At 66.1% G+C, this 16,464-nt stretch carries 15 protein-coding genes; 9 read left to right on the forward strand and 6 right to left on the reverse strand.

The window, feature by feature from the left end:
* Positions 1-86: 86 nt before the first annotated feature.
* Both NAO55_RS17420 and rlmF read left to right on the forward strand, forming a co-directional pair.
* Positions 87-1,256, forward strand: a complete 1,170-nt coding sequence (locus NAO55_RS17420) for a YbfB/YjiJ family MFS transporter (protein WP_102839826.1) — start codon at positions 87-89, stop codon at positions 1,254-1,256.
* Positions 1,257-1,313: 57 nt separating this feature from the next.
* Positions 1,314-2,297 (forward strand): 23S rRNA (adenine(1618)-N(6))-methyltransferase RlmF, encoded by a 984-nt coding sequence (gene rlmF, locus NAO55_RS17425; RefSeq protein ID WP_102839825.1) that lies wholly within the window; start codon positions 1,314-1,316, stop codon positions 2,295-2,297.
* A gap of 28 nt (positions 2,298-2,325) precedes the next feature.
* On the opposite strand, the gene NAO55_RS17430 is transcribed toward rlmF, so the two are convergent.
* From NAO55_RS17430 to NAO55_RS17440, 3 genes are all read right to left on the reverse strand, one after another.
* Positions 2,326-2,517: a hypothetical protein gene (locus NAO55_RS17430; RefSeq protein WP_063542403.1), complete on the reverse strand. Its 192-nt coding sequence runs from the start codon at positions 2,515-2,517 to the stop codon at positions 2,326-2,328.
* Between the two features lie 313 nt (positions 2,518-2,830).
* Positions 2,831-2,953, reverse strand: coding sequence for a hypothetical protein (locus tag NAO55_RS17435; RefSeq protein WP_256070254.1), 123 nt, complete (start codon positions 2,951-2,953; stop codon positions 2,831-2,833).
* Positions 2,953-4,164, reverse strand: a complete 1,212-nt coding sequence (locus NAO55_RS17440) for an MFS transporter (protein WP_102839824.1) — start codon at positions 4,162-4,164, stop codon at positions 2,953-2,955. The genes NAO55_RS17435 and NAO55_RS17440 overlap by 1 nt, the downstream gene beginning before the upstream one ends.
* Positions 4,165-4,288: 124 nt before the next feature.
* Here NAO55_RS17440 and yejK point away from each other — a divergent pair, with 124 nt between their 5' ends.
* The 3 genes from yejK to NAO55_RS17455 are packed head-to-tail and all read left to right on the forward strand — an operon-like array spanning position 4,289 to position 6,958.
* The gene (yejK, locus tag NAO55_RS17445; protein ID WP_020307039.1) at positions 4,289-5,296 is read left to right on the forward strand and encodes a nucleoid-associated protein YejK; all 1,008 of its coding nucleotides are present in this window, start codon (positions 4,289-4,291) and stop codon (positions 5,294-5,296) included.
* A 7-nt stretch (positions 5,297-5,303) separates the two neighbouring features.
* Positions 5,304-6,122, forward strand: coding sequence for a polyphosphate kinase 2 family protein (locus NAO55_RS17450; protein WP_102839823.1), 819 nt, complete (start codon positions 5,304-5,306; stop codon positions 6,120-6,122).
* Positions 6,119-6,958, forward strand: coding sequence for a DUF4344 domain-containing metallopeptidase (locus NAO55_RS17455; protein ID WP_102839822.1), 840 nt, complete (start codon positions 6,119-6,121; stop codon positions 6,956-6,958). Before NAO55_RS17450 ends, NAO55_RS17455 begins: the two co-directional genes overlap by 4 nt.
* Before the next feature lie 3 nt (positions 6,959-6,961).
* Here the strand turns inward: NAO55_RS17455 and NAO55_RS17460 are convergent, their stop codons facing one another.
* Complete coding sequence (locus tag NAO55_RS17460; RefSeq protein WP_102839821.1) at positions 6,962-7,900, reverse strand: glutathione S-transferase family protein; 939 nt, start codon at positions 7,898-7,900, stop codon at positions 6,962-6,964.
* An 87-nt stretch (positions 7,901-7,987) separates the two neighbouring features.
* The gene (locus NAO55_RS17465) at positions 7,988-8,263 is read right to left on the reverse strand and encodes a GIY-YIG nuclease family protein (protein ID WP_044316459.1); all 276 of its coding nucleotides are present in this window, start codon (positions 8,261-8,263) and stop codon (positions 7,988-7,990) included.
* A gap of 147 nt (positions 8,264-8,410) precedes the next feature.
* Here NAO55_RS17465 and mltF point away from each other — a divergent pair, with 147 nt between their 5' ends.
* Entirely contained in the window at positions 8,411-9,871 is a 1,461-nt protein-coding gene (mltF, locus tag NAO55_RS17470; RefSeq protein ID WP_044316460.1) for a membrane-bound lytic murein transglycosylase MltF, read from the forward strand.
* Between the two features lie 22 nt (positions 9,872-9,893).
* Here mltF and NAO55_RS17475 read toward each other — a convergent pair whose 3' ends face one another.
* Entirely contained in the window at positions 9,894-12,611 is a 2,718-nt protein-coding gene (locus tag NAO55_RS17475) for an HAD-IC family P-type ATPase (protein ID WP_102839820.1), read from the reverse strand.
* A gap of 199 nt (positions 12,612-12,810) precedes the next feature.
* Here NAO55_RS17475 and NAO55_RS17480 point away from each other — a divergent pair, with 199 nt between their 5' ends.
* From NAO55_RS17480 to NAO55_RS17490, 3 genes are all read left to right on the forward strand, one after another.
* Positions 12,811-13,491 (forward strand): SDR family oxidoreductase, encoded by a 681-nt coding sequence (locus NAO55_RS17480; RefSeq protein WP_102839819.1) that lies wholly within the window; start codon positions 12,811-12,813, stop codon positions 13,489-13,491.
* A 211-nt stretch (positions 13,492-13,702) separates the two neighbouring features.
* Positions 13,703-15,058, forward strand: coding sequence for an 8-oxoguanine deaminase (locus tag NAO55_RS17485; protein ID WP_102839818.1), 1,356 nt, complete (start codon positions 13,703-13,705; stop codon positions 15,056-15,058).
* 203 nt (positions 15,059-15,261) lie between these two features.
* Positions 15,262-16,353 (forward strand): BMP family ABC transporter substrate-binding protein, encoded by a 1,092-nt coding sequence (locus NAO55_RS17490; RefSeq protein WP_013983678.1) that lies wholly within the window; start codon positions 15,262-15,264, stop codon positions 16,351-16,353.
* The last annotated feature ends 111 nt before the right edge of the window (positions 16,354-16,464 follow it).

The raw sequence follows: 16,464 nt of genomic DNA on the forward strand, positions 1-16,464 counted from the left end.
GCAGGGCACCGTGACGCTCAAAGTGGCATGGCGGGCAAGCGGCACAGCCGTTAAGCTCGGGGCCTCATTCGAAAAAGAACAACTCCATGCCTCAACGCGTCGCGCTGTTTCCGGTCCTGCTGGCCGGTGCCATTCTCTTGCTGGTCGTCCACGGCCTCGGCCGCTTCGTATACACCCCGCTGCTGCCCTGGCTGGTGGAAGACGGTCTGCTGAGCGTGCAGGAAGGCGCCAGCATCGCCAGCTGGAACTACCTCGGTTACCTGATCGGCGCGCTGCTCGCGGTGCGCTGGCACCGCGTCACGCAGATCCGCCGCAGCCTGCCCTGGGCACTGGCGTTGCACGTGCTGAGCAGCCTGCTGCAGACCCAGGCCGAATCCGCCGATGCCCTCGCCGCGCTGCGCCTGGCCAACGGCATCAGCAATGGCCTGGTGTTCGTCCAGGCGCCCTCGCTGATCCTCGAGTGGCTGGCACGCCAGCAACGCGTGTCGGCCAGCGGGCTGGTCTACCTCGGGGTTTGCGTCGGCCTTATCCTGTCCAGCCTGCTGGTCAGCCTGAGCGACGGTTACCTGCTGGGCGCCGATCGCTGGTGGCCGGCGGCGCTGCTGTCGATACCGCTGGCCTGGTGGGGCTGGCGCCAGCTGTCGCGGCTGGACCTGCCAACCGAGCAGGCACCCGCCCCGTCCGCGACGACGCCGAGTGGCAAGCTGCTCGACCGCGCCAGCACGCCGCTGTTTCTTTCCTACGCCGGCGCCGGGATGGGCTACATCCTGCCGATGACCTTTCTGCCCATGGTGGCGCGCCTGCAGGTGGAGCCCGGCGACTTTCTCATCGGCGGCAGCTGGCTGGTGGTGGCGCTGGCAACCCTGCCCTCGCCCTGGCTGTGGAACCGTCTGGGTGTGCGCCTGGGCGACGACATCGCCCTGCGCCTGAGCTATCTGACCCAGCTGCTCGGCGTGCTGGCCGCGCTGCTGTTGCCGGGCGCCGTCGGCATCCTGCTGTGTGCGGTGCTGGTTGGCGGCACCTTCCTCGGCACCGTGCTGCTGACCCAGCGCCTGGCCCGCGCGCTGCAGCCGCATCAGGGCCCGCGGCTGTCGGCGGCACTGATCGCGCTGTACGGGCTGACCCAGCTCGCCGCGCCCTGGCTGACCAGCATCTGGATGGGCATGGGCGGCAGCCTGCACAGCGCCTTCTGGCTTGGCGCCGGCGCGCTGCTCTGGGGGCTGCTGTGGATGCTGATGGTGCCGCGCCGGCACTAGCCAGCCGAGGCGGTTGTGGGACAATGCGCGCCCAGCCGCCAATCTCCAGTCGATCCGATGCCACGCAAAACCTCGTCCCAGCCGCGCCCTGCCGAGCCGAAGGCCGTGCTGCATCCACGCAACCGCCACAGCGGCCGCTACGACTTTCCCAAGCTGATCGCCGCCTGCCCGGAGATGGGCGAGTACGTCATCCTCAATCCCTACGGCAAGCAGAGCATCGACTTCGCCAATCCGGATGCGGTGCGGGTATTCAATCGCGCGCTGCTGCGGCAGTTCTACGGCATCCAGCACTGGGACATTCCTGCCGGCTACCTCTGCCCGCCGGTGCCGGGACGGGCGGATTACCTGCACGGCCTGGCCGACCTACTGGCCGCCGATAACGGCGGCGTCATCCCGCGTGGCGCCGCGGTCCGGGTGCTCGATATCGGCACCGGCGCCAACTGCATCTACCCGCTGATCGGCCATCGCGAATATGGCTGGCGCTTCACTGGCAGCGACATCGACGCCACGGCGCTGGCCTCGGCGCGCACCATCGTCGCCGCCAACGGGCTCGACAAGGCCATCGAACTGCGCCGGCAGGACGCGCCGAAGCAGGTCTTCAAGGGCATCCTGGCGGCGGAGGATCGCTTCGAGCTGACGCTGTGCAATCCGCCATTCCACGCCTCGCAGGCCGAGGCTGCCAGCGGCAGTCAGCGCAAGTGGCGCAATCTCGGCAAACTGGACCCGAGCCGCAAGCTGCCGAAGCTGAACTTCGGCGGCCAGGCGGCAGAGCTCTGGTGCGAGGGTGGCGAGGCGGCATTCGTCGCGCGCATGGCGGACGAGAGCGTGGCGTTCGCCAGGCAGGTCTACTGGTTCAGCACGCTGGTATCGAAGGGCGGCAACGTGGCACCGCTGATGGCGCGCTTGCAACGCCTGGGTGCGCGGCAGGTTCAGGCTTTGGATATGGCCCAGGGGCAAAAGAAAAGCCGCTTCGTCGCTTGGACCTTTCTCGATGCAGCCGAACAGGCTGGCTGGCGCGCCGAGCGCTGGCCGCGGACCTGAACCGCGGCGGCGCTCGACTGCAGATGCATCAGACGGCGAGATCCCAGACCTGACGGTCCTTGAGCGCCAGCGTACGGATGTAGCGCGGCTCGCCGTTGATCTCTTCCAGTTCGGTCATCCCGGCCAGCTCGCCTACCACGCGGTATCGCTTGCCGACGCGCTTGTCCTGCAGCGGATAGAGCTTGGCAATTTGCTGGGCGAGTTCGGTGAGAGTGGACATCGGTTATTGCTCCATTGACTGCGTGCGGCAGGTATTTACCAATTGTTGATGACGGTTATGCGACAGCCGCGCCTGGAATCAGGGACCCGGACTGCCGCGTGTTTATGGGCGTGCACGCACAAATGCCGATAGCTTGCTGCTAAGAACCGGCGATTTGTTCTTAACTTCTTCTACGCCGCTTCGTCTTTGAGCAGTGATTGGCCGATTGATTCCCTACCCGCCGTACCGTTTGGCGGCCGTTGCGGTCGCCAGACTGCGGGAGCGGAAGAAGAAAACGGATCGAACGAGGAAACCGGCGGCACAGCCGCCAGGCTCAGCAGGTGCCCAGGCCCAGCTGCAGCAGCGCCAGACCACCACGCTGCCAGCCCCACCAGGCAAGTAGCGCCAGCGCGCCCAATAGCAGGACACTGGCCGCGCCGAGCCAAAGCCGACGCATCAGCTGGCCTGCGCCGTACGCAACCTATCCACCGGCTGCTCGCGAATCGGCCAGTTGAGCAGCGCGGCGATCAGGCTGAGGGCGATCGCGATCTGCCAGACCAGGTCATAGCTGCCAGTACGGTCGTACAGCCAGCCGCCCAACCAGCCGCCGAAGAACGAGCCCAGCTGATGGAACAGGAAGGCGATGCCACCGAGCATGGACAGGTTGCGCACGCCGAACATGGTCGCCACCGTGCCATTGGTGAGCGGCACCGTGGACAGCCACAGCAGGCCCATGGCAATGCCGAACGCATAGGCGCTCCAGACGGTCAGCGGCATCAGCAGGAAAACACTGATCACCACCCCGCGGATCAGGTACAGCCCGGCGAGCAGCTTCGGCTTGGAATAACAGCTGCCCAGCCAGCCGGCGGTATAGGTGCCGACCACGTTGAACAGCCCGACCAGCGCCAGCACGGTGGTGCCGACCTGCGCCGGCAGGTGCTGGTCGACCAGATAGGCCGGCAGGTGCAGACCGATGAACACCACCTGAAAGCCGCAGACGAAGAAGCCCAGCGCCAGCATGCGGAATCCGGAATGGCCAGCCGCCTCGCGCAGCGCCTCGCCCAGCGACTGCTGCGTACCGGCCGCTGCCGGTGCCTGCGCGGGACTGCGCATCATGCCGGCGAGCGGCACGATCAGGGCGACCAGCAAACCCAGCGCCAGCAGCGCCGAAGACCAGCCCAGCCATTCGATCAGCCCCAGGCTGCCCGGCAGCATGATGAACTGGCCGAAGGAGCCTGCGGCACTGGCGATGCCCATCGCCATGCTGCGCTTTTCCGGCGGCACCGCCCGGCCGACTGCGCCGAGAATCACCGAAAAGGAGGTACCCGACAGCCCCAGTCCGATCAGCAGCCCGGCGCTGAGGGTCAGCGTCATCGGCGAATCGGACAGCGCCATCAGCGCCAAGCCCACCGCATAGAGAATGCCGCCGATGAGCACGGCACGCGCGACGCCGAAACGATCGGCCAACGCGCCGGTGACCGGCTGCACCAGGCCCCAGATCAGGTTCTGCACGGCGATAGCAAAGGCGAACACTTCGCGCCCCCAGCCGAACTCGGCACTCATCGGAGGCAGGAACAGGCCGAAGCCGTGGCGTACCCCCAGCGAGATGGCGAGAATCAGCGAACCACCGGCGAGGATCCAGGCCGAGTTGCGCCATGCAGCAGTCATGAGCGTCATTCCTTGGAGAAAAGGCGAGCAGTTTACTCAGGATACCCTGAGCCTTAGCAACTGCTCGTCGAACTGTCCCGCTCGGTTAAACTGCAGCTGTTCTACCCACCTCTATGAGTGCCTCATGCCGATTCGCCACTGCATTGTTCATCTGATCGAGAAAAAGCCGGACGGAACCCCAGCCGTCCTCCACGCCCGCGATTCGGAGCTGGGCGAATCGCAGGCCATGGAAAACCTGCTGGCGGACCTCAACGAAAGCTACAACGCCAAGCAGGGCAAGGCCTGGGGCTTCTTCCACGGCGAATCCGGCGCCTATCCATTCAGTGGCTGGCTGGCGCAATACATGGAAGGCAGTCAGGACTTCACCGCGTTCAGCCGCCAGGCCGTGGAGCACCTGCAGAAGCTGATGGAGGAATCCAACCTGTCCACCGGTGGCCACGTGCTGTTCGCGCATTACCAGCAGGGCATGACCGACTACCTGGCCATCGCCCTGCTGCATCACAGCGAAGGCGTGACAGTGACCGAATCGCTGGATGTGGCGCCGGCCAAGCATCTGGATCTGGGTCAGCTGCATCTGGCGGCGCGCATCAACATTTCCGAGTGGCAGAACAACAAGCAGTCGAAGCAGTACATTTCCTTTATCAAGGGCAAGAACGGCAAGAAAGTATCGGAGTACTTCCGCGACTTCATCGGCTGCCAGGAAGGCGTCGACGCCCCGGGCGAGACGCGCACCCTGCTCAAGGCCTTCAGCGATTATGTGGAGAGCGAGGACCTGCCGGAGGAGCAGGCGCGCGAAAAGACCTCGGCACTGGTGGACTACGCCAGCACCCAGGCCAAGCTGGGCGAGCCGATCACCCTCGAGGAACTCTCCGGGGTGATCGACGAGGACCGCCCGCGGGCCTTCTACGAGCACATCCGTAACAAGGATTACGGCCTGTCGCCGGAGATTCCGCCGGACAAGCGCACCCTCAACCAGTTCCGCCGTTTCACCGGCCGCGCCGAGGGGTTGTCGATCAGCTTCGAATCGCACCTTCTGGGCTCGAAGATCGAATACGACGAGGACCGCGACATGCTGATCATTCGCCAGCTGCCCACCCAGCTCAAGGACCAGCTCAAGCGCCGCAAGGACTGAATCTGCCATGCGCCTGCCGGATAGCCTGCTCGACGACTGCCTGTGCGACCCCGGCGCGCCGCTGGGGCGCGATCCGGCACGGGACTATGGTCTCGACAAACAGCAGGCACAGGCGCAGCTGGCAGCCCTGAAGGACTGGCTGCGCGAGCAGCAGAGCATGCTCATGGCCAACCGACGTGACGCTCCGCTGCTGGTGCTGCAGGGGCCCGACTGCTCGGGCAAGAACGGCGTGGTGCGCCGCGTTCTTGCCGGCCTCGACCCGCTCGGCATGTCAGCCATCGGCTTCCAGGCGCCGAGCCCGGACGAGCGTCGCCAGGCATTTCTGCAGCGCTACCGCGAGCGCCTGCCGGCCCCGGGCACGCTCGGCGTGTTCAACCGCAGCTACTACGAGGCGCTGGTCAGCGATGTACGTGACGGCCTGTGCGCGGCGGCGGAGCTGCCACAACGCTACGCGGCGATCGCCGAGTTCGAACAGCAGATGGCCACACGACGGATTCACCCGCTCAAGTGCTATCTGCAGCTTTCGCTCGCCGAGCAGAAGCAGCGCCTGCATAGCCGTCTGGATCATCCGGAAAAACGCTGGAAACTGACCCTCGGCGATCTGCGCGACCACCGCCACTTCGCCGAGTATCAGGCGCAATGGGCCGATGTGCTGAGGCGGACCCACCGCGACGCGGCACCCTGGTATGTGATTCCTGCTGACCATCGCTGGCTGCGCGACCTCATCGTCGCCAGCCTGCTGGCCCGTGACTTCGAACGCCTGGCGTTGAGCTGGCCGAGCGGCCCGGCGCCGTTCAGCCATGCCGACCTGGACGGCACGTCATGAGCCGTTTCGCCTGGCTGCTATGGCTGGTGTCGTTGCTGGCGCGGGCGCAGGACGGCGGCGCGACGCCCGAGCCGTCGGTGGACGCGGTGCGTTTCACCGTGGCCAACGCCGAGTTCACCCTGATGCACGAAATGGGGCACCTGCTGATCAGCGAAATACAACTGCCCGTGCTCGGTCGCGAGGAGGACGCTGCCGACCAGCTCGGTTTCATGGGCCTGTTCCTGCTGCAACGCGAACAGCACCGCGACGACTTCTACGCCAAGCTGATGGATGTCGCCGATTACTGGCGGCTGGAGTGGCAAGGCGCCGAGCGCAGCGGCACGGAGGTGCCGGTTTGGGACAGTCACGCGCTGGACGCCCAGCGTTTCTACAACATTGCCTGCCTGGCCTATGGCAGCGATCCGGACCAACTGGACTGGGTGCTGGAAGTCAGCGGGCTGCCGATGGAGCGCGCACTGTACTGCCCCGACGAGTACGAGCAGGTCGCCCATGCCGTGCAGTGGTTTCGTGAGCACTTCGGGCGCAGCAGCACGCAACCGCTGCGACACCGAATCAAGGTGGTCTACGACACGCCACCTGCGCACCTCTCCGGTGGTGCCGAGCTGCTGGTGAAGATCCGTGCCAGCGGCGAACTCGAAGCGGTGGCGGCCAAGGCCAGCGAAGCCTTCGCGTTGCCACGCGATCTGACCCTGCGCATGTCCACCTGCGGCGCCCCTGATGCCTGGTTCAACCGCATCAGCGGCGAGCTCACCCTATGCTACGAGCGCATCGCCTACTTCCGCGAACTGGCCGCGGAGCTGCCGAACGTGCGCCGCGCGGCCCCGGCGGCGCAGTAGGTCTCAGCGCGCCTCGATGCGATAGCCGCTGCGCGGGAAGTGCACATGCACGACGCCGGCGCGATCGTCGCTGCGGCGCAGGATCAGCTCCTCAGCACCAGCGAACACCAGCTCACCCTCGACCGGGTCGGCGCCGTAGTCCACCGCGGCGATCGTCACCGGCTGGCCTTCCTGGAAACCGTTCGGATCGACGAATGCTTCCTCGGGCAGCGCCGCCGGCTCGGCCTCGCGCGCGACGCGCACAGCATCCTCGCCGGACATCTCGCTGCTCGAGCCATGGCCGACGCCCAGCACCTTGCCCAGCCACGCATGGATCTCCGGATAGCCGTCCACCAGCGGTGCGGTGACCGGCGTCGCGCGCAGGAACCAGAGGCAGTGCGCGACCGCGAAATCCGCCAGCGAAGGCGCAGCGCCGAGCAGGAACTCGCCCTCCTCGCGCGCCAGCTGCTGTTGCAGGCGCGACATGAACACCGGCCAGTTGCTCTTGGCCTGCTCCAGCGGCACCCGGTTCACCGAGCCGTTGGCGAACAACTGCGCGCGGTCCTGGCTGAACACCTGGACGAACTCCTTGGGCACCTGGGCGAAGCGCACGGCCATGGATTCAGGCTGGAAGACCAGGCTTACGGCATTCAGGAACAGCACCGAGTCGGCCCACTGGGCAAGTGTCGCTGCGGTGAATTCCTGGCCTTCGGGGAACAGCGCCGGGGTGGCCTTTTCGGCCTCGAGTCGACGCGCGATCAGGGCGGTGTCGCAATAGATGTCGGCGCCGACCTGCAGCACCGGGGTGCGCCGGTAACCACCGGTCAGCGCGGTGAGATCAGGCTTGGGCATGACCGGCGGGATCATCACCGAACGCCAGGACAACTGCTTGAATCCGAGCATCAGGCGCGCCTTCTCGGCGAACGGTGAGGTGGGATAGTGGTGCAGGATCAGCTCGTGCATGACAGGTTCCGCCAGAGTGGATTGGATCGAGGAGCATCAGCTTAGACGCTCCGCTCCGGCGAGCCTACCGGCTGATTAGCGCGTCATTCACGCGACGGTGCCGGCCGCGCTAACCAGACGCTCCTTGGCGCGCTTGTCCAGACGCTTGATGGCAATTTCCCGGCGCAGCGCATCGCCCTTGCTGGCGCAGGCCTCGACATAGACCAGCGCCTGCGCCGGGCTGGAATGGAAAAAGCGCGCGCCACGCCCGCGCTGGTGCTCGGCGAAACGCCGCTGGGCATCGTCGCTGATGCCGCAGTACAGCGCACCGTTGGCGGCACGCACCAGGTAGACGAACCAGGGCTTGGGCTGGACCTCGGTCATGTTTGGCAACGATCTCGGCGTCGGGGACAACAGGGCCGGCATTATGCCGAACTGCCGCGCCGCGGTCGTCCATCCGGGCTGCATCTAGCAGAGAGGCCGTTCGCTGTCCAGATATGGTGGCGGTTCGCCTTTGCGTATACTGCGCCGATGTTTGCCCATTCCCTGTTCCGCAAGCGCTGCGCCACCTGGCTGTTGGCGATCGGAATCTTCCTGATGCTCGGCAGCTGCGCCGAAAAGCCCAGCGAGCTCGAGCGCATTCAGGAGGAAGGCGTACTGCGCGTGATCACCCGCAACAGCCCTTCCACCTATTTCCAGGATCGCAACGGCGAAGCCGGCTTCGAATACGAACTGGTCAAGCGCTTCGCCAATACCCTCGGCGTCAAGCTGCAGATCGAAACCGCCGACAACATCGAAGAGATCTTCAACCGCCTCAATCGCCCTGGTGGCCCGGCACTCGCCGCCGCCGGCCTGGTGGCCAGCGAAGGTCGGCAGGAGCTGGCGCGCTTCACCCGCTCGTATCTCGACGTCACCACCCAGGTCGTCTACCGCAGCGGCCAGCGCCGGCCGACCAGCCCGAAGGATCTGATCGGCAAGCGCATCATGGTGCTCAAGGGCAGCAGCCAGGCCGAGAAGCTGGCCGCGTTGCAGGCCGAGTATCCGGACCTGCGCTACGAGCAGTCCGATGCGGTAGAAGTGGTCGACCTGCTGCGCATGGTCGATGAGGGGCAGATCGACCTGACCCTGGTGGAATCCAACGAGATGTCCATGAACCAGGTGTACTTCACCAACATCCGTGCCGGTTTCGACGTCGGCGAGCAGAACAGCCTGGCCTGGATCGTACCCAAGGGCGAGGACGACAGCCTGCTCCAGGCAGCCAACTCCTTCCTTGAAAAGGCCCAGGAGAACGGCACGTTGCAGCGCCTGCGCGAGCGCTACTACGGCCACGTCGACGTGCTCGGCTACGTCGGCGCCTATGCCTTCGCCAAGCATCTGCAGCAACGCCTGCCGCGTTATGAGAAAGCTTTTCGCGAGACGGCCAAGAAGCATGGCATCGACTGGCGCCTGCTGGCCGCCATCGGCTATCAGGAATCCCACTGGCAGCCGGAGGCCACCTCCAAGACCGGCGTGCGCGGGCTGATGATGCTGACCCTGCGCACCGCCAACGCCATGGGCGTGACCAATCGCCTCGACCCGGTGCAGAGCATCCAGGGCGGTGGCAAGTATCTGGTCAAGGTCCATGCCGGGCTGCCGGAAAGCATCCTGGAACCGGATCGCACCTGGTTCGCCCTGGCTGCCTACAACGTCGGCGGCGGCCATCTGGAGGATGCGCGCAAGCTCGCCGAAGCCGAAGGGCTGGACCCCAACAAGTGGCTCGACGTGAAACAGATGCTGCCGCGCCTGGCGCAGAAGCAGTGGTACAGCAAGACCCGCTACGGCTATGCCCGCGGCGGCGAACCGGTGCATTTCGTGGCCAACATCCGCCGCTACTACGACATCCTCACCTGGGTGACCCAGCCGCAGATGGAGGGTCAGCAACTGGCCCACAGCGAACTGCACATCCCCGGCATCAACTCCACCGACCTGATGGAAGAGCTGCCGCCGCTCTGACCGGCACGCCGCCCGTTCCGCCTCAGGACGTGCCGACACCCATGCGCCGCAGCAGCGCCTTCTCGACCTCCAGGATCACCAGCACCGCCACCCCGGCCAGCACTACCAGCGCACCGGTTGCCAACGGCAGGGCCTCGGAGGCGAACAGCGACTGCATGAACGGCGCGTAGGTGAACAGCAGCTGCAGCGCGAACACACCGAACACCGCCAACAGTACCCGCGGCGTGCCTTTCACGCCCTGTACGGTGAACGACGGTGCTTTCAGATAGCGCACGCTGAACAGGTAGAACACCTCCATGCACACCAGTGTGTTCACCGCCACGGTCCGCGCCGTCTCCACCGTCGCGCCCTGCGCCAGCATCCACTGGAACATGCCGAAGATTCCAGCGAGGAACAGCGCGGAAACGAAGAAGATCCGCCAGATCACGAAGCGCGACAGCATCGGCTCGTCCGGGCGCCGCGGTGGACGCCGCATCACATCCGCCTCGGTCGGCTCGAAGGCCAGCACCATGGCCAGTGCCACGGAACTGACCATGTTGACCCAGAGCACCTGCACCGGCGTGATCGGCAGTGCCAGACCAAGCAGCACCGCCAGCAGCAGCGACAGCGACTCGCCGCCGTTGATCGGCAGCAGGAAGGTCACGGTCTTGCGCAGGTTGTCGTAGACGGTACGTCCCTCTTCCACCGCATGCGCGATGGAGGCGAAGTTGTCGTCCGCCAGCACGATGGCACCGGCCTGCTTGGCCGCCTCGGTGCCCTTCATGCCCATCGCCACGCCGACATCGGCCTGCTTCAGCGCCGGCGCATCGTTGACGCCGTCGCCGGTCATGGCGACCACCTCGCCATTGGCCTGCAGCGCACGCACCAGCCGCAGCTTGTGTTCCGGGCTGGCACGGGCGAACACCCGGGCCTCGGCGACGGCCTGGCGCATGGCCGCATCGTCCATGGGCTCCAGCTCCGGCCCGGTGATCGCCTTGATCTCCTCACCCATGCCCAGCTGTCGGGCGATGGCGCTGGCGGTCACGCCGTGGTCACCGGTGATCATCACCACGCGAATGCCGGCCGCACGGCACTGCGCCACCGCACGGATCGCTTCGTCACGGGGCGGATCGATGATGCCCACCAGGCCGAGCAGGGTCAGCCCGCTGGCGACATCGGCATGCTCGAGGTCCTCCTTGCCCGCCTCCAGCCGGCAGCGGGCAAAGGCCAGTACCCGGCGTCCGGCGCGCGCCTGCGCCTCGATCTGGTTGTGCCAGTGCGCCTCATCCAGCGCCTGCTCGACGCCATCGGCCTGCAGCTGCTGCGAGCACATGGCCAGGATGCGTTCCGGCGCGCCCTTGACCAGCACTTCGCTGCCGCCGTCGCAGGCGTGCAGGGTGGCCATAAAACGGTGCTCGGATTCGAAGGGAATCACGTCCAACCGCGGCCGATCGACCTGTCGTGCGGTAGGTGAAAGCCCGGCCTTCATCGCCAGGGTCAGCAGTGCGCCCTCGGTAGGATCGCCGGCCAGCACCCAGTGCTGATCCTTCTCATGCAGGCTGGCGTCATTGCACAGCGCGGCGGCCTCGACCAGCGCGGCCGCGGCCGGCGAGCGGGTGGTCAATGCAGCCGCATCGACCGCTGCGCCCTGCAACAGCAAGCTGCCAGTCGGCGCATATCCGGCGCCCTCGACCTCCAGTGACTGGCCTGCGCAGATCACCTCTTGCACCGTCATCTCGTTGCGCGTCAGGGTGCCGGTCTTGTCCGAGCAGATCACTGTCACCGAGCCTAGCGTCTCCACCGCCGGCAATCGACGGATCACCGCGTTGCGCGCGGCCATGCGCTGCACGCCGATCGCGAGGGTGATGGTCATGATCGCCGGCAGTCCCTCGGGAATCGCCGCGACCGACAGGCCGACCGCGGCCATGAACATCTCGCCAGCGCCCATGCCACGCACCAGCGTGCCAAACAGGAACAAGAGCGCACCAGCCGCGAGAATGACCGCCGTCAACGCACGGGCAACCTCGGCCATCTTGCGCAGCAGCGGCGTGGTGCCCTGCTCCACCGATTCGAGCATGCGGCCGATACGGCCGATTTCGGTGGCCGCGCCAGTGGCAACCACCACCGCCCGCGCCTGCCCCTGGGTGACCAGCGTGCCGGCGTAGCCCATGCAGAGCCGATCGCCGATCGCCGCGTCATCGACGATGGCATCGACCTGCTTGTCCACCGGCACCGACTCCCCGGTCAAAGCCGCTTCATCGACGCGCAGATTGCGCGCCTGCAGCAATCGCACATCGGCCGGCAGGCTGTCGCCGGAGGCCAGCAGCACCACGTCGCCGGGCACCAGATCGGCGGCATCGATGTCCTGCTGCCGGCCGTCGCGCAATACCACCGCATGCGGCGCCAGCAGATGCCGGATCGCCTGCAGCGCCTTTTCCGCCTTGCCTTCCTGGACGAAACCGATCACCACGTTCACCACTACCACCGCCAGGATCACCGAGGTATCGACCCAATGTCCCATCAGCCCGGTGACCAGCGCCGCGGCCATCAGCACGTAGAGCAACAGGTTGTTCAGGTGGCGCAGCAGGCGCTGCAGGATGCTCGCCGGCTTGGCCTCGTCGAGCCGGTTCGGCCCGTAGCGGAGCAGTCGTTCCCGTGCTTGCTCGTGCGTCAGGCCAGCGCTGGTGGACTCCAGTTCCAGCAGGGCCTCCTCGGCCGGACGAGCGTGCCAGCGGGTCGATTGGGTCTGCTGTTCGGGCATTGGGTCCTCCGGGGTGGCTGATTCATTGCCGGCGCACTGCAAAGCTAGCCCATGAGAGCCGAAACAGAGCGGTTCTGACCATCGCAACGAAACGGCTTGCAACACTCGGGCAGTGGTCGATTGCCGCATGCCGGCCCGCTGCGCGCCGAGCCGATCCTCGCGCTATTCTTGCCCTCTTCATGAACTTCGAGATTGTTCCATGCCAAAGAACATACTGATTGTCGGCGCCTCCCGCGGCCTGGGCCTCGGCCTGGCGAAGCAGTTTTCCAGCGCAGGCTGGCAGGTGATCGCCACCGTGCGTGATCCGCAGCGCGCCGACGCGCTCAGTGGAATACCACAGCTGCGCATCGAAACCCTGGACATGGATGATGCAGCCAGCGTCGACCAACTGGCCGCGCGCCTGGCCGACATCCCGATCGATGTGCTGTTCGTCAACGCCGGCATCGCCGGGCCGCAAGACAAACCGGCCACCCAGGCCAGCCGGGCGGAAGTCGGCCAGCTGTTCTTCACTAATGCCGTTGCGCCGGTGCGCCTGGCCGAGCGGCTGCTGCCGCGGGTGAACCCCGATCAGGGCGTGATCGTTTTTATGAGTTCAATCCTCGGCAGCGTCGAGGTTGGCCCGGGCATGGGCATGGACCTCTATGGCGCGAGCAAGGCGGCGCTCAATCACCTGACCCGCACCTTCGTCGCCGCGCTCGGCGAGACGAAGCTGACAGTGCTGTCGATGCATCCCGGCTGGGTCAAGACCGATATGGGCGGCGACCAGGCACCGCTGGATGTCGAGACCAGCGCTCGCGGCATGGCCGAGCAGGTGACCCGGGCCATCGGTCAGGGCGGGCATCGATACATCGACTATCTGGGAGACGCGCTGCCCTGGTGAGGAGGCAAGACCGTGATCGACCGTGAACGGACTCTCCCGCTGCAGTTCCATTCGCGGTCGAGACCGGCGCACTAACCAGCCCTTGGCAGCCCCCCGCGGCATCCCTTATCGTTCCGCCCCGCGGAAGAGGCAACCCTCCGCCCCTGGATCAGCAGACAGGGCATAACTGAGCTGGCTACTCTGAACTCAACCCTTCAGGAGAAAGCCGGCCATGCCTGCTGAGCGTATCTGGATCAAGAACCCCCTCGCCCTGTTCACCGCCAACGACACCCAGGCCCCTGGCGGGCTGGTGATCGAGAACGGCGTCATCGTCGAAATGCTCGCCGCCGGGGCCTCGCCCGCGCTGCCGGTGAACGAGACCTTCGACGCCCGCGAACACGTGGTGCTGCCGGGGCTGGTCAACACCCACCACCACTTCTACCAGACCCTGACCCGCGCCTGGGGGCCGGTGGTCAACGAGCCGCTGTTCAACTGGCTGCTTACCCTCTACCCGGTCTGGGCACGGCTGACGCCGCAGGCGCTGCAGCTGGCGAGCAAGGTGGCGCTGGCCGAGCTGCTGTTGTCCGGCTGCACCACGGCGGCGGATCACCACTACCTGTTTCCGGACGGGCTGGAGGACGCCATCGACATCCAGGTCGGGGCCGTCCGCGAGCTGGGCATGCGCGCCATGCTCACTCGCGGTTCGATGAACCTGTCCAAGGAGAACGGCGGCCTGCCATGCAAGAGCGTGGTGCAGGACGCCGAGGCCATCCTCGCCGACAGCGAGCGGCTGATCGACCGCTACCACGAGCGCGGCGACGGCGCGCAGATCCAGATCGCCCTGGCGCCCTGCTCGCCGTTCTCGGTCACCACCGACATCATGCGGACCTGCGCAGAGCTGGCCGAAGCGCGGGACGTGCGTCTGCATACGCACCTGGCCGAGACCCTGGACGAACAGGAGTTCTGCGCGAAACGCTTCGGCATGCGCACCGTCGACTACCTGCAGAGCGTCGGCTGGCTCGGCCCACGCACCTGGCTGGCCCATGGCATCCATTTCAACCAGGTGGAAATTCACCGCCTGGGCGCAGCCGGGGTCGGCATCTGCCATTGCCCGAGTTCCAACATGCGTCTGGCCTCCGGCATCTGCCACACGCTCGAGCTCGAGGACAAGGGCGCCATCATCGGCCTGGGCGTGGACGGTTCGGCCTCCAACGACGCCTCCAACATGATGCTCGAAGCGCGTCAGGCGTTATTCATCCAGCGCCTGCGCTACGGCGCCGAGAAGATCACCCCGCAGAAGGTGCTCGGCTGGGCGACCCGCGGCTCCGCGCGCCTGCTCGGACGCAGCGACATCGGCGAGTTGGCGGTCGGCAAGCAGGCCGATCTGGCCCTGTTCAAGCTGGACGAACTGCGCTTCTCCGGCAGCCACGATCCGGTCGCAGCGCTGCTGCTGTGCGCCGCCGACCGGGCCGACCGGGTGATGGTCGGCGGCAAATGGCGCGTCGTCGACGGTCAGGTCGAAGGCCTCGACGTGCAGGGACTGATCGCCGATCACCAGCAGGCCGCCCGGCAACTGGTAAACGGCTAAACAACCACGATCGAGGCTTGCACCAAAGCTGGGCGCCGTGGATTACTGGCGCACCAGCGCAAGTCTCGATCGAGCCTCGGCGTCGCGTCGAATCGGCCGCAACCCGGCACAACGAAGGTATCTGTCCAGTTGGTCAGCTTTTTGCTAACCAGCTATCAGCCAACACAGGCTCTGTAGCTAGACAAACAGGAGCGTCACCCGCCATGCAGAACAACTCACGGAAAACCCTGCTGCGCGCCCTTGCCGCAGCGATCGGCTTCAGCGCCGCTCTCACCACGGCCGCCGCTTCGGCCGCCGATCCGCTGAAGGTCGGCTTCGTCTATATCGGCCCGATCGGCGACCACGGCTGGACCTACCAGCATGAGCAGGGTCGCAAGTACATGGAAGAGAAGCTGGGCGACAAGGTGAAGACCAGCTTCGTCGAGAACGTGCCGGAAGGCGCCGATGCCGAGCGGGTCATCCGCAACATGGCCAAGAGCGACTATGACCTGATCTTCACCACCTCCTTCGGCTACATGAACCCCACGCTGAAGGTCGCCAAGCAGTTCCCCAAGGTCACCTTCGAGCACGCCACCGGTTACAAGCAGGCGAAGAACGTCGGTACCTACCTGACCCGTTCCTATGAAGGCCGCTACGTCGGCGGCTTCCTCGCGGCGAAGATGACCAAGACCAAAAAGGTCGGCTACATCGCGTCCTTCCCGATTCCGGAAGTGATCCGCGACATCAACGCCATCCAGCTGGCGCTGGACAAGTACAACCCCGGCACCGAGATCAAGGTGGTATGGGTCAACACCTGGTTCGATCCGGGCAAGGAAGCCGACGCCGCCAACGCGCTGATCGACCAGGGCGTGGACGTGATCTTCCAGCACACCGACAGCCCGGCACCGATCCAGGCCGCCGAGCGCCGTGGCGTCTATTCCGTCGGTTACGCCTCGGACATGCAGCACTTCGGGCCGAAGGCCGTGCTGACCTCCATCGTCAACGACTGGGGCCCGCACTACACCAAGTCCGCCGAAGCGGTGATGGCCGGCAACTGGAAGTCCGAGGACTTCTGGGGCGGGCTGGCACAGGACAGCATCAGCCTGCCGATCAGCGATCTGGTGCCGGCCGATGTGAAGACCGAAGCGGAAGCGATCATCGCCAGCATCAAGAGCGGTGAATTCCACCCGTTCACCGGCCCGATCAAGGACCAGGCTGGCGAAGTGCGCATCGCCGAGGGCGAGACCGCCAGCATCAAGGACCTCGCCTCGATGAATTACTACGTCGAAGGCGTCAAGGCTGAAATGCCGAAGTAAGCGTCACCTGCGCCGGCCCGACCGGCGCACTGCGGAATCTCGCGTGCCGTCCCGCCTCCGGGCGAACCGCACGCAGGGGGCATTGCCCTCGAAGGCCGCCGGTACGAGAAG

This window comes from Stutzerimonas frequens (genome assembly GCF_024448335.1).
GTDB classification, from domain to species: domain Bacteria; phylum Pseudomonadota; class Gammaproteobacteria; order Pseudomonadales; family Pseudomonadaceae; genus Stutzerimonas; species Stutzerimonas frequens.

Excerpts from the sequence above, each read along its gene's own strand:
- NAO55_RS17420 (WP_102839826.1), top strand. The coding sequence starts at position 87 with ATGCCTCAACGCGTCGCGCTGTTTCCGGTCCTGCTGGCCGGTGCCATT.
- rlmF (WP_102839825.1), top strand. The coding sequence starts at position 1,314 with ATGCCACGCAAAACCTCGTCCCAGCCGCGCCCTGCCGAGCCGAAGGCC.
- NAO55_RS17430 (WP_063542403.1), bottom strand. The coding sequence starts at position 2,517 with ATGTCCACTCTCACCGAACTCGCCCAGCAAATTGCCAAGCTCTATCCG.
- NAO55_RS17435 (WP_256070254.1), bottom strand. The coding sequence starts at position 2,953 with ATGCGTCGGCTTTGGCTCGGCGCGGCCAGTGTCCTGCTATTGGGCGCG.
- NAO55_RS17440 (WP_102839824.1), bottom strand. The coding sequence starts at position 4,164 with ATGACTGCTGCATGGCGCAACTCGGCCTGGATCCTCGCCGGTGGTTCG.
- yejK (WP_020307039.1), top strand. The coding sequence starts at position 4,289 with ATGCCGATTCGCCACTGCATTGTTCATCTGATCGAGAAAAAGCCGGAC.
- NAO55_RS17450 (WP_102839823.1), top strand. The coding sequence starts at position 5,304 with ATGCGCCTGCCGGATAGCCTGCTCGACGACTGCCTGTGCGACCCCGGC.
- NAO55_RS17455 (WP_102839822.1), top strand. The coding sequence starts at position 6,119 with ATGAGCCGTTTCGCCTGGCTGCTATGGCTGGTGTCGTTGCTGGCGCGG.
- NAO55_RS17460 (WP_102839821.1), bottom strand. The coding sequence starts at position 7,900 with ATGCACGAGCTGATCCTGCACCACTATCCCACCTCACCGTTCGCCGAG.
- NAO55_RS17465 (WP_044316459.1), bottom strand. The coding sequence starts at position 8,263 with ATGACCGAGGTCCAGCCCAAGCCCTGGTTCGTCTACCTGGTGCGTGCC.
- mltF (WP_044316460.1), top strand. The coding sequence starts at position 8,411 with ATGTTTGCCCATTCCCTGTTCCGCAAGCGCTGCGCCACCTGGCTGTTG.
- NAO55_RS17475 (WP_102839820.1), bottom strand. The coding sequence starts at position 12,611 with ATGCCCGAACAGCAGACCCAATCGACCCGCTGGCACGCTCGTCCGGCC.
- NAO55_RS17480 (WP_102839819.1), top strand. The coding sequence starts at position 12,811 with ATGCCAAAGAACATACTGATTGTCGGCGCCTCCCGCGGCCTGGGCCTC.
- NAO55_RS17485 (WP_102839818.1), top strand. The coding sequence starts at position 13,703 with ATGCCTGCTGAGCGTATCTGGATCAAGAACCCCCTCGCCCTGTTCACC.
- NAO55_RS17490 (WP_013983678.1), top strand. The coding sequence starts at position 15,262 with ATGCAGAACAACTCACGGAAAACCCTGCTGCGCGCCCTTGCCGCAGCG.